General features: G+C 66.5%; 2 protein-coding genes. Both read left to right on the forward strand.

Annotation, left to right across the window (positions count from 1 at the left end; genetic code table 11):
- The first annotated feature begins 57 nt into the window (after window positions 1-57).
- A complete protein-coding gene (locus AC1M7R_RS25830) occupies window positions 58-10,263 on the forward strand; it encodes a non-ribosomal peptide synthetase (RefSeq protein ID WP_490610111.1) in 10,206 nt (3,401 codons plus the stop codon).
- A complete protein-coding gene (locus AC1M7R_RS25835) occupies window positions 10,260-14,111 on the forward strand; it encodes a non-ribosomal peptide synthetase (protein ID WP_490610112.1) in 3,852 nt (1,283 codons plus the stop codon). Before AC1M7R_RS25830 ends, AC1M7R_RS25835 begins: the two co-directional genes overlap by 4 nt.

Consider the following 14,111-nt stretch of genomic DNA (forward strand, 5'->3'; position numbering starts at 1 on the left):
GCGGCCCCCTGACTGACGCTCACTGTGTTTCAAGCCTTTGAAATGGACCAAGCAAGCATGAACAACATCGAAGACATCTACTCCCTTTCGCCGACCCAGCACGGCCTGTTGTTCCACAGCGTCTATGAACCGGATTCGCGGGTTTATTACCAGCAATTGAGCCTGGAAATGAACGGTCCGCTGCAGTTGAACGCGTTTCGCGGCGCCTGGCAGGCGCTGATGCAGCGCCATGCCGTGCTGCGCAGTGCCTTTCTGTGGGAAGAGCTGGACGATGCTTATCAAGTGGTGCAGCAGGACGTGGCGCTGCCCCTGACCGAACTGGACTGGCAGGACCAGGCCGAACCCCAGGCAGCCCTGGAGCGACTGGCGCTGGAGCAACGGGCCCAGCCCCTGGAACTGAACGAATCGCCGCTGATGCGCGTGTGCCTGGTACGCCTGGCCCCCGAGCGCTGGCACCTGATCTGGACCTTCCACCACATTCTCATGGATGGCTGGAGCGTGGGCATCGCGGTTCAGGAGTGGCTGGCGTTCTATTACGAACGGGCTCACGGCCGCCCTGCCAACCTGGCGCCGACCCGGCCTTATCGCGACTACATCGCCTGGCTGGCGGAGCAGGACATGGCCGCCACCGAAGGCTTCTGGCGCGAGCAATTGCACGATGTCAGCGAGCCGACCCCGCTGCCCCATTTCGCCGAACGCCAGGCAGCGCCCTCGGGCGCCCCCTTCGCCGAGCGGGAAAGCCGTCTGGACGCCAGCGAAACCGAGCGGTTGTCGCACTTCGCGCGCCAGAACGACCTGACCATCAACACCCTGATCCAGGGCGCCTGGGCGCTGCTGCTGGGCCAGCATGCGGGGCGTGACGACGTGGTCTATGGCGTCACCGTCGCCGGCCGTCCTGAAAACCTGGCCGCGGTGGACGGCATCGTCGGGCTGTTTATCAATACCCTGCCGCTGCGCGTGCAATGGTCCGAGGGCCCGGCCCTGGTGGACTGGTTGCAACAGCTGCAGCAGGCCAACAGCGACTTGCGCCACCACGCCTACCTGCCCCTGGGCAAGCTCAAGTCAATGTCGCGCATTGCTGCTGAACAGGCGCTGTTCGATTCGATCCTGGTATTCGAAAACTTCCCGGTGACCGATGCCCTCAACCAGGACACCGGTGGCCTGAGCTTCAGCGCGCCGGCCAACGACCAGCAGGTCGAAGGCCTGACCCTCACCCAGGGCCGCAACCACTTCCCGCTTTCGCTGATTGTGATGCCGGACAAGCAGCTGCACTACCTGATCAGTTACGACCGCAGCCGCTTCAGCGATGCCGAGGTGACGATACTGTCGACGCAGTTGCGCAGCATCCTGTTGGCGATGACCGCGCAGCCACAGCGCCGCGTCAGCGAGCTGGAATGGCTGGCTTCGGAGGAAAGCCAGCAGTTGCGGGTCCAGGGACGTGGTGTGCAACTGCCGGTGCCCCTGGCCTGCCTGCACCAGCGCTTCGAACAGCAGGCGGCCGCGAACCCCGAGGCGCTGGCGGTCCGGGACCGTCAGGTGGCGCTGACCTACCGTGAGCTGGATCAGCAGGCCAACCGCCTCGGCCATTATCTGCGCGCCCGGCGTATCGGCCAGGACAGCGTGGTGGCCTTGGCCCTGGAGCGCAGTGTCGATTTCGTGGTCACCTTGCTGGGTGTCCTCAAGGCCGGCGCGGCCTATCTGCCCCTGGACATCAAGCAGCCCGCCGGCCGCCTGGCCGATGTGCTAGTGGACAGCCGCGCCGCGCTACTGATAGGCGCCGCCCCTTCGCCACTGCTCGCAGGCCTGGCCGAACGCACGCCGGCCCTCTGGCTGGAGGAACAGGCTGCGGCCATCGCCAGCCAGCCGGCTACGCCACCCGCCGTGGCCCATAGCCCGACGGACGCCGCCTATGTGATCTACACCTCGGGCTCCACCGGCACACCCAAGGGAGTGGTGGTGGAACACCAGTCCATCGTCGACTACCTGACAGCCGTGCACGCGGTGCTCAACCCTCCGGCGGCGGCCCGTTATGGCCTGCTGTCCAGCATCGCCGCCGACCTGGGTCACACCCAGCTGTTCGGTGCCCTGTGCAACGGCGGCAGCCTGCTGCTGGTGGATGAAGACAGCGGTTTCAGCCCATTGGCGCTGGCTGAACTGTTCGACCGGCACCCGGTGGATGTGCTGAAGATCACCCCGAGCCACCTGGCCGGCCTGTTGCAGGCGCTTCCCGATGCCCGGTTGCTGCCCCGCACCCTGCTGGTGTTTGGCGGCGACGCTCTCAGCCCGGGGTTGTTGGAACAGGTGAACCACCTGGCGCCAGGGCTCAGGGTGTTCAACCACTATGGCCCGAGCGAAGCGACGGTCGGGGCGATTGCCACCGAACTGCCCGCAGGCCTGCGCAGCATTGCTCTCGGCAGGCCGCTGCCCAATCGTCAAGTGCGTGTGGTGGATGCCATCGGTCGTCTGGTGCCGACCGGCGTCTGCGGTGAGTTGCTGATCAACGGCGCCTTGGCCCGGGGCTACCTGCACCGGCCGGACCTCACCGCCGAACGCTTCCTGCTCGATGAAGACCAGCAACGCTGGTATCGCACCGGTGACCGCGTACGCTGGCAGGTGGACGGTCAACTGGCGTTCCTCGGCCGGATCGACAGCCAGGTCAAGATCCGCGGCAACCGGCTGGAACTGGGCGAAGTCGAAGCGCAGCTCAAGCGCCTGTCGCCGCTGATCGAGCAAGCCCTGGTGCGTGCCGTGGAACTGGACGGCAGCCTGCGCCTGGTGGCCTACCTGGTGGCCAGCCAGTCGCTGTCCGCCACCAAGTTGCGTAACGACCTGGGGGCGCGAGTACCGGACTACATGGTGCCGGCGCACTTCATCACCCTCGATGAATTGCCCCTGACCCGCAACGGCAAGGTCGACGTACAGCGCCTGCCGATCCCCCACAAGTCCAGCGACGACAGCGCCACCCACGTGGCCCCACGCAACGAAGTCGAGGCGCTGCTGGCGCAGATCTGGAAGGATGTCCTCAAGCTCGAACGTGTCGGGGTACACGATAACTTCTTCGCCCTCGGCGGCGATTCGATCATCAACCTGCAGATCATCGCCCGGGCCAACCAGCAAGGCTTGAAGCTCACTCCACGCCAGTTGTTCGAGAACCGCACCATCGCCGACATCGCCCGTGTACTGGGCGCCGACGCCGGCCATGGCGTGGCCGAAAGCAACGCCGATGGTTATGAGCTGCCACTGGCCGCCGGGCAACTGGCCCGCTTGCAACAGGGGCCGCTGGAGGCGACCTGGCGTTGCGTGGCGTTGAGCCAGGCGGTCGACGGCGAGCTGCTGAGCCAGGCCATCGGCGCCTTGCAACATCACCACCAGGCATTGCGCCTGGCACTCAAGGCCCAACCGGATGGGGAATGGCAGCAACGGGTGCTGGCAACGGCCAAGGCCCCGGCCGTCACCACCGGGACACTCGCGGCAAACGACCCGGCACAGTTGCAGGCCCTGGCCCAGGCCGGCGTCGACGCACTGGCGCTGGACGCCGGCCAGACCCTGCATGCCAGCCTGCTGGAGGTGGCGGGCAAGCCATTCCTGCTGCTGGCCGCGCACCCGCTGTGCCTGGACGAAGCCTCCTGGGAGCTGCTGCTCAACGACCTCAACCTGGCGCTGGCCCAACTGCGTTACCAACGGCCGGTGCGCCTGTCCCACGTCGGCGGTGATTTCAGCCAGTGGACCCGCCACCAGCAGACCCATGCCCAGGGTGATGGACTGGACGACGCCTGGGAGCATTGGCTGCAATACGCCGGCATGGAGCCGCTTCAATTGCCTGACGGCCAGCAACCGGCCAGCGTGGTCGAACAGACGCTGCCGGCCGCCACCTCGGCGGCTCTCAAGCGCCTGGGCGAGGTGCTGCAACTGGACTGGAACAGCCTGCTGGCCAGCGCCGTGGCCGAGCACTGCCGTGAAGTGTGCGGCGAAGGCCTGCTGGCCCTGAGCGTGCAGGCGGCTCGTCCCCGGGTCGAGCGCCTGCCCGCCAACGCACCGATTGCCGTGGCCGACTTCGACCCGGCGCGCATCCTGGGTCCGTTGACCCTGGCGGTGCCGTACTTCCTCCAGCCCGAAGGCGACAGCCGGCTGCAACGCTTGCAAGCCCTTGTCGGGCAGATGCGGGCGTATCCTCAGCATGGTGTCGACTATGGTGCCCTGCGCTATCTGTCGGACAATACCTACCTGCAAGAACCGCTGCGCGACCTCCCGCCAGCCGCCATCGCCATCCGCTGGCAGGGCGATCTGGACAGCCATCGCGAAGAGCGTGGCATCCTGGCCCGGGTCGAGGCGGCGCCGTCACCGGCGGCCTCGTGCCCCCTGACCCTGGACGCCTGGTGGCAGGACGATTGCCTGCACCTGCGCAGCCAAGGGGCGCTGGCGGCCGACTGGGCGCCAAGGCTTGTGCAACGGTTGATCGAACTCGCCGAACTGACCGACACGCCTGACCTGCGCCCCGCCAGCCAGGCCTTCCCACTGTGCCACAAGCAGGCGGCGACCCTGGCCGCCGAGCCCCTGGACTGGGCGAACATCGAAGACGTCTACCCGCTGTCGTCCATGCAACAGGGCATGCTGCTGCACACCCTGCTGCAACCTCACAGCGGGATCTACCTGATGCAGCAACGCTACAGCTGGGACGGCGTAATGCAGCGTCCGGCGATGGAAGCGGCCTGGCAACTGTTCCTCGAGCGCCATCCGATGATGCGTACCGCGTTCTGGTGGCAGGACGACCATGAGCCGCTGCAGTGCGTGTACCGTCAGACCCATCGGGCATTCGACTGGCAGGACCTGCGTGATCTCGACGAAGAACAGCAGCGCCTGGCCATGGACAAGGCCCTGGAAGAGCAACGCCTGCAAGGCTTCGACATGGCCTGCGCACCACTGACTCACCTGCGGGTGTTCCAGCTGGATGAGCGTCGCTTTGCCGTGGTGCGCAGCTTCCACCACATCCTCACCGATGCCTGGTGCTTCGGCCTGCTGATGGAAGACCTGTTGGCGATCTACCAGGCCATCGTGCGCCAGGAGCCGGTGGCTCGCCCTCGCCTGCGCTCGTTCCGTGGCTACATGAGCTGGCTGGAGCGTCACGACATGGCCGCCGCCCACGCGTTCTGGCAGGCCGAGATGGCCGGCTTCAGCGAACCGACGCCGTTGCACGTGGACAGCCCCGTGGCGCGTCCCGAGCAGGCGCCGGAACAGGTGGGAGACTTCGACCATACCCTGAGCATTGCCCAGACCCAGCGCCTGCAGCAGCTCTGCCAGCAATACCAGCTGACTCCCAACACCTGGATCCAGGGCGCCTGGGCATTGTTGCTGTCGCGCTACAGCGGCAACCGCGACGTGCTGTTCGGGGTGACCGTCGCCGGTCGTCCGACCGACCTGGCCGGGGTGGAAGAAATGGTCGGGCTGTTCATCAACAGCCTGCCGCTGCGCATCGACGTGGACCCGCAGGCACCGGTGGCCGACTGGCTGCAGGCCCTGCTGTCCCACAACGCCCGGTTGCGCGAACATGAAAGCGCATCCCTGGTGGACATCCAGCGTTGCAGCCAGGTGCCGCGCGGCCAGCAATTGTTCGACAGCCTGGTGGTGTTCGAAAACGCCCCGCTGGACATCAGCAGCGTGCAGCTCGACGCCTTCAGCATCGACATCTACGAAGACCGGGTGCACACCAACTTCCCGATGACCGTGGTGCTGTATCCGGGCGATCGCCTGGGCATCCGCCTGTCCTACGACAGCCAGCGCTTCACCACCGCCACCGTGCAGCGGATGCTCGGGCATCTGGTGCAACTGCTGTCGGGCATGCTGGAGGCACCCCAGGCCCCACTGGGCAGCCTGCACATGCTGCCGGAAGCGGAGCGCCAGCAACTGCAGATCGAATGCAACCGCAGCGCCGTCGAGTTCCCGCTGGAGCGTGGCTATGCGTCGCTGTTCGCCGATCAGGTGCGCAGTCGCCCGCAGCACATCGCCGCCGTCTGCCAGGGGGAGTCGCTGACCTACGCCGAACTGGACCGTCGCGCCAATGCCATCGCCCATGCCCTTCAAGCGGCCGGCGCCGGTCCGGAAACCCTGGTGGCGCTGTTTGCCGAACGTGGCCTGGCCTTGCTGACGATGATGGTCGCCACGCTCAAGGCCGGTGCGGCGTTCCAGTCCCTGGACATCCAACAGCCTGGCACTCGCCTGGCCGAACTGCTGGACCTGGGCGAGGCCCCGCTGCTGCTGGTCTGCGAAAATGCCGCATCGACCCTGGACAACGTCCTGCCACAGATGCGCCAGCAACCGACCTGCCTGGTTGCCCAGGCCCTCTGGAACGGCGCCGCCCAAGAACCGATCGGCTACGCCCACTCCCCTGACCAACTGGCCTACGTGATCTTCACCTCGGGCTCCACCGGCACCCCCAAAGGGGTCATGGTGGAACAGCGCGGCATGCTCAACAACATGTTCGGCAAGGTGCCGAGCCTGGGCCTGGATGAACATGATCGCATCGCCCAGACGGCTTCGGCGGCCTTCGACATCAGCGTCTGGCAGTTCCTTGCCGCGCCACTGTTCGGTGCCACGGTCCACATTCTTCCCGATGCCCAGGCCCACGACCCGGTGGCTTTGCTCGATGCGGTCCAGGCACACCGGTTGACGCTGCTGGAGACCGTGCCGGCGCTGATTCGCGGCATGCTCCAGGAAGGCCAGGCCCATCACACCCTGGCGAGCCTGCGCTGGCTGCTGCCCACTGGCGAAGCCTTGCCCCCGGCCCTGGCCCGGGACTGGTTCGCACGTTTCCCGGCCGTCGCCTTGATGAACGCCTACGGTCCGGCCGAATGCTCCGACGACGTGGCGTTCCACCCCATCACCGAGGCGCCGGCCCACGACTGCCTGCACATGCCCATCGGCAAGCCGACCGCCAATAACCAGGTGTTCGTCCTCGACTCGGCGCTGCGCATGGTTCCCGTCGGCGTACCTGGTGAATTGTGCATCGGCGGCGTCGGCGTGGGCCGCGGCTACCTGCGCGACCCGCAACGCACCCGTGAAGCTTTCGTTGCGCATCCATTCCAGGCAGGCGCACGCCTGTACCGCAGTGGCGACATCGGCCGCATGCGTGAGGATGGCGTGATCGAATACCTCGGTCGCCGCGACCAGCAGGTCAAGATCCGCGGCCACCGCATCGAGCTGGGTGAAATCGAAAACCGCCTGATGCAGCATCCGGCGGTGGACAGCGCGGCGGTATTGGCCCTGCCCGATGCCCGGGGTTCCTTGCAACTGGTGGCCTGGTACGTGCTCGACGACACCGTGGACCTGGGCGGCGAACCCGCGCAGCAGGTCTTGAGCGCTTACCTGGCCAAGCAACTGGCAAGCTACATGGTGCCGGCCCGTTGGCTGGCGCTTGTGCAACTGCCGTTGAATGCCAATGGCAAGGTCGATCGCCGTGCCCTCGCCGCCCTGGGCGTGCCTCAGGACGAAAACGCACAGCAGCAGTGCGTGGCGCCACGCACGCCGACCGAAAAAGTCCTGGCCGCACTGTGGCAGGAGATCCTCGGCCTGGACGAGGTTGGCGTACACGACGACTTCTTCGCCATCGGCGGGCACTCGTTGCTGGCGACCCAGGTGCTGTCGCGCATCCGTCGGCGGTTGAACGTCAACCTGCCACTGCGCACGCTGTTCGAACGTGGGACCCTGGAGCAACTGGCCGCTGCGGTGGACCAGCAGCTCGCCGTACAGGCCGAGCCCGATGGCGAAGCCGACATGGCCCTGGCACCGCGCAACCAGCCGCTACCGCTGTCCTACAGCCAACAACGGCTGTGGTTCCTGGATCGCTTCGAAGGCCCGAGCGCCGCCTACAACATGACCACCACGGTCAGGCTGCGTGGAGTCCTGGACATCGCCGCGCTGCAAGCGGCGCTGCAGTGTGTGCTGGAGCGCCATGAATCCTTGCGCACCGCTTTCCAGCTCGACGGCGACCAGCCGTGCCAGGTGATCAGCCCGGCCCCCGTGCTTGACCTGACGCCCACCGAACTCGCTCACCTGGACGGCGAACAGCAGGCACAAACCCTGCAACGCCTGATCGACGAACAGGCCGGGCGGGCGTTCGATTTGCAACAGGCGCCGATGTTGCGGGCCCACCTGCTGCGCCTGGGCACGGACGATCACGTGCTGCAGTTGGTGCTGCACCACATCGCCACCGATGCATGGTCCATGGGTATCCTGGTGCAGGAACTGATTACCGGCTACCAGGCGTTCAGCCACGGCTCGACACCGGTCTTGCCGACATTGCCGGTGCAGTTCGCCGACTATGCCTACTGGCAGCGCAGCGAAGCCCAGCAACGGCTGCTGGCGCGGGCAATCGACTATTGGCGCCGCCAGCTGGACGGTGCGCCGACGCTGATCCCGCTGCCCCTCGACCGCCCGCGCCCGGCGCGGCCCGACTACCAGGGCGCAGCCCTGGAACAACGCTTCACGCCGGCCCAGGCCCAGGTGCTCAAGGCCTATGCGCAACAGCAGCGGGCGACCCTGTTCATGGTCTTGCTCAATGCGTTCAACAGCCTCTTGCAGCGTGCCACCGGCGCCAATGACTTCATCGTCGGTACCGACCTGGCCAACCGCGAGCACCCGGCCCTGGAAAACCTCATCGGCTTCTTCGTCAACGTGCTGCCGATCCGGGCCCGCCTCAACGAGGGCGAAAGCTTCGATGCGCGCTTGCAACGCTTGCGCGAGGATTGCCTGTCGGCGTTCCAGCACCAGCAGGTGCCGTTCGACAAGCTGGTGGAGGAACTGCAGCCGCCGCGCACCCCTGGGGTCAACCCGCTGGTGCAGGTGCTGTTCGTGATGCAGAACACCCCCAGCGGCAACGCCAGCCTGCCGGACCTGGACGTGGAACACCTGGTGGCTCGCCAGGAGAGCAGCAAGTTCGACCTGGCCGTATTCGTCGAGGAAGACGAGGAGCAAGGCCTGAACGTGCGTTGGGTCTATCGCACCAGTGTATTGCAGCAAGCGACGGTCCAGCGCTTCGAACAAGGCTTCGAAAGCCTGCTGGCAGCGCTGGCCTCGGCCCCCGGCCAGGCCCTGGATCACTGGAGCTGGGGCGTCGAGGCCGCCAGGAACAACGCGCCATCGGCCGAGGCCGAAGGGGCGCCGGACGATGCCACCGCGCGCAGCGCACGCAAGCAGTCCAAGTTGAGCAAGCTCAAGCAGACCCGGGCCACGGCCGTGAGCCAAGTGGCCCACGAACAGGTGCGCACCCGTCATCTCGACGCCGGCAATCCCTTGCCCCTGGTGATCGAACCGCTGCTCGGCGACCTGGACCCGGTGCATTGGGCGCTGCAGGCCCGGGAGTGGATCAATGCTCAATTGCGTACCCACGGCGGCCTGCTGTTCCGCGGCTTCAACCTGCCGGATGCCGCAGCCTTCGAGCAATTCGCCCAGGCCATCGAGCCTGATCTCTACGGCACCTACGGTGACCTGCCGAAGAACACCTCCGGCAAGAACATCTACCATTCCACGCCGTACCCGGAACAACACATGATTCTCTTCCACAACGAAAGCTCGCACCTGCCCCAATGGCCGCGCAAGCAGTGGTTCTATTGCGAGACTCCCGCTCCGCGTGGCGGCTGTACGCCCATCGTCGATTGCCGCCAGGTACTGGCGCGGTTGCCCGAAGACGTTGTCGAGCGCTTCAAGACGCTGGGGTTGCTGTACGTGCGGCATTTCACCGATAAGCTGGATGTGCGCTGGCAGGACTTCTTCAAGACCGAGCAGCGCGAGGAAGTGGAGCGCCAATGCCTCGCCTCGGGCATGCGTTGGGAATGGCTCGGTACCGATAACCTGCGCATCGCCCAGCATTGCCCGGCCATCGTGGCTCATCCGCAGACCGGCGAACTGTCGTTCTTCAACCAGGTGCAACTGCACCACACCGCCTGCCTGGAGCCTGAAGTGCGCGCCAACCTGATCAACCTGTTCGGCCCCGGCCACCTGCCCCGCAATGTCTATTACGGCGATGGCAGCGTGATCGAAGACGCTGTCATGCAAGTGATCGGGGAAGCGTACGAAGCCTGCGCCGTACGTTTTACCTGGCAAAAGGGCGACATGGTCATGCTGGACAATATGCTGGTGGCCCATGCCCGGGACCCCTTCGAGGGCGAACGCAAGATCTGCGTCGCCATGGGCCAGATGATGCGTCGTGAAGAGCTGACGGGGCCTGTGCCTGAAGCCCGATCGGCGTCGGATGCGGAGGTGCAGGCATGACGATCTACGAACAGCGTGAAGAAGCCTTCGCCCTCTCGCCGCAGCAACGCAGCCAATGGCTGGCGGGCTTGCCGCCCGTGCGCCTGGAACTGGAGATCACCGGGGCGCTGGCGCTGGAACGCTTGCAGCAGCGTCTGGCCGCGCTCAGCGCCTGCCACGAGGCCCTGCGCCTGCGGGTGCGGCCTGAGCCGGGCCTGCTGCTGCCGTTGCAGGTGATAGAGGCGGCCGTCACGGCCACGGACGTGATCGGCGTCGATGTGCAAGCGCTCGGAGCCGACAGGCATCGGGTCACCTTGCAGCTGCCCGGCCTGAGCGCGGATCGCGGCACCCTGCTGCGCCTGGCTCGGGCCCTGGGCACGGCGGATGCGCCGTTGCCCGACGATGAAGCCATGACCTACACCCAGTACAGCGCCTGGCTCTACGAGCTGCAGTCCGATGAAGACGCTGTGCCGGGCCGGCGCTTCTGGGCCAGCCAGGCCCTCGACGAACCGACCGCCAGCGAGCTGCTGTATCGCCAGGTGCGCACCGATCGACCGGACACCCCGCTGACCACCCGTGAGCAAGCCGGCCCCCTGGTGAATGCGGCCCTGGACAGTTTCTGCCAGCGTCACGGGGCATCCCCCGAGCATGTCCTGATGGCTGCCTGGGGCGCCCTGTTGCAGCGCCTGGGCACGGTGGACAGTCCGCCACTGACCTTGAACTGGGTGCACGACTGCCGTGACGACTACGAGGAACTCGAAGACTGCTGGGGCCTGTTCGCCAAGCCGTTGCCCTTGCGCTGGCAACCGGCCACGGACCGGGGCTTTGCCCAGGCGCTGACGAACTTGCAGGCCCTGTGCGAGCAAGCCACCGAATGGCAGGAGTACTGCGGGGTCAGTACCCCGCTGCCGGCCGAAACGCTGCACTACGGTTTCCAATGGGGCGGGCAACTGCCGGAGCGACTCCCTGCATTGGGCAGTCCTGCCTCGACCCTCTCAGTACTGGATGCACAGGCGGTCCCGGGGGGCATGGAGCTGCTGCTGGTTGTCGAGACGACCCGCAACGAGACCGTCGGCCACGGCTACCGCCTGAACCTGTGCCACCTGCCGAGCCGCTACAGCGAACAAGCCGCACGCACGCTGCTGGAGCAGTTCCAGTCGCTGCTGCTCGATGCCCTGGCCAATCCAGAAAAACCCCTGGCCGGACTGTCGTTACAAGCGCCGAGCTTCAAGGCGACCCTGGCGGCCCTGCATGGCCAGGTCACGGCCCCCTCGTTTGCCAGCGTGCCGGCGCGTTTCGAGGCGTGCGCCGCGCGCTTCCCCGACCACCTGGCGCTGCGCGACCCCAACGGGCACCAGAGCTACGCTCAATTGCAGGCCCGCAGCAATCAGTTGGCGCATTACCTGCGCGCCCAGGGCGTCGGCCGCGAAGACCGCGTGGCGTTGTACCTGGATCGCTCCTCGCAGATGATCCTGGCCATGCTCGCCGTGCTCAAGAGTGGCGCCGCATTCGTTCCCCTGGACGTGCACCAGCCCGCGCAACGCTCCCTGGCGATCCTGCAGCAGGCCCGGCCCGCTTTCGTGCTCAGCGGCTCGGCCGGCAGCGCGCCCGCGTTGCCCTCGGCCCGCAGCCTCGACCTGAGGGATGAGGCGATCTGGCAGCAGGCATCCACGGCCGTGGTGGACGCCCGGATCCAACCCGAGGATGCCGCCTACGTGCTGTTCACTTCCGGCAGCACCGGCACGCCCAAGGGCGTCATCGTCGAACACGCCCAGTTGGCCAGTTATGTCGACAGCGTGTCCCGGCGCCTGCGACTGGCCCCTGGCGAACGCAGCGCGGTGGTCACTTCCCTGGCGGCGGACCTGGGCTACACCTTGCTGTTCCCGGCATTGCTCAGCGCAGGTGAATTGCACCTGCTGGACAAGGACACTGCCATGGACGCCCAGGCCTGGGCCGCCTGGCAGGCCGAGTACCCCATCGACCACCTGAAAGTCGTGCCCTCGCTGCTCGACGCCTGGTTGATGCACGCCCAAAGTGCCGCGGTACTGCCCCGCAAGCAACTGGTGCTCGGCGGCGAAAGCTGTTCGCGCCGCCTGCTGCAAGGCATTCGCGAGCTCGCACCGGCCCTGGCCATCTTCAACCATTACGGCCCGACCGAAACCACCGTCGGGGTGGCGATGCACAAGACCGAGCCAGCCGTGGACTATCGCTGCCTGCCCCTGGACGACCGTCTCGACGGCATGCGCCTGTACCTGCTCGACGAACAAGGCCAACTGGTGGGCCCCGGCCAGAGCGCGGAACTGTACATCGCCGGTCCGCAACTGGCCCGCGGTTACCTGGATGACCAGCAGAACGCCGACCGCTTTATCGAACCGGCCGCCACTTTCGGCGAACGCCTCTATCGCACCGGTGACATGGCGCGTTATCTCCATGATGGCAGCGTGGAGATCACCGGACGCGCGGACCGCCAGGTCAAGATCCGTGGCTTCCGGGTGGAACTCGATGAGATACAGGCGCAGCTGGTTCGCCTTCCAGGCGTCGCCCAGGCGGCGGTGCAATGCCTGTCCCGAGGTGAGCTCGGCCAGCAACTGTTCGCCTTCCTGACCCTCGTGCCCGGGCATTCGACCACCATCGCGCGCCTCCATGGCCAGGCCCAGGACTGCCTGCCGGACTACATGCTGCCCACCTTGCGGATCGTCGAAGCCTTGCCCCTGATGGGTAACGGCAAGCTGGACCGCAAGACCTTGCAGCAGTGGGCCGACAAGGTCCTGGACACCGTAGGCAGCGCCCTGCCGCGCACTCCTCTGGAAGCGCTGCTCGCCGATATCTGGGCGCAGGTGCTGGGCCTGGAAAGGGTGGGCATCGACGATGACTTCTTTGAACTGGGCGGGCATTCCCTGGCGGCGGTGACGCTTGCCAGCCGTCTGCAGAGCGCGTTGTCGGCCCCGGTGACGGTCAATGCGGTGTTCAACGCCCCCAGCGTCTCGGCATTCGCGGCACTGGTGCAGGCCGAACTCAAGCTCTCGCCCCTGGTCAGGCTATCGCCCCCCAACGCTACCTCGGTGCAGAGCGCCAAGCTGTTCTGCTTCCACCCCTCCACCGGCCATGTGCAGGACTATCGCTGCCTGCTGGCACCGTTATCGGGCTGGCAATTGTGGGGACTGCAGGCGGCCTACCTGAACGACGACAGCACGACGCTGGGGGGAGACATCGAGCAACTGGCGACGATCTACGTCGAACAGCTGCGCCAGCAGCAGCCACACGGCCCGTATCACCTGCTGGGGTTCTCCCTGGGCGGCCTGCTGGCGATTACCGCAGCCGCCCGCCTGGAGAGCCAGGGCGAAACCGTGGCATTGCTCGCAATCCTCGACTCGCAATACCAGCATCGAGAAGCGGACGACAGCGTCGAAGCGCTCTGGGAATCGGCGGTTCCCTCCCTGACGGCCGACAGCCAGGCCGTGTTGCGCCAGCTGCCGCCATCGACCCTGACGGCCCTGATGACGCAACTGGCTGCCCTGCCCGCCGTGCAGCGCCTGCCGGAGCTGGCCCAGTGGGCGCGTCAGCAAGGCCTGCAGCTCGATGGCGACAGCTGGGACCATCTGCAGACCCGGCTGCGCTACCAGCAGCATACGCAGCATCTGTTATCGACTTTCGAGCCACCGCGGTTAAGCTGCCCGGTACACGTATGGTGGGCCAGCGATACCCTGGCCGAGGCTGCCTTCGCCGACCCGCACTGGGAAGGTTTGAGCAGTGGGCCGTTCACTCGACAGGTCATCGCTGCGCAACACCTGACCCTTCTCGAGCAACCCGCCTTGCATGAGCAACTGGCCGCCTGCCTCGAGACCATCACACCTGACGGAGCTGTTTGA

The organism is Pseudomonas sp. MS01C9 (assembly GCF_058202755.1).

Excerpts from the sequence above, each read along its gene's own strand:
- AC1M7R_RS25835 (WP_490610112.1), top strand. The coding sequence starts at position 10,260 with ATGACGATCTACGAACAGCGTGAAGAAGCCTTCGCCCTCTCGCCGCAG.
- AC1M7R_RS25830 (WP_490610111.1), top strand. The coding sequence starts at position 58 with ATGAACAACATCGAAGACATCTACTCCCTTTCGCCGACCCAGCACGGC.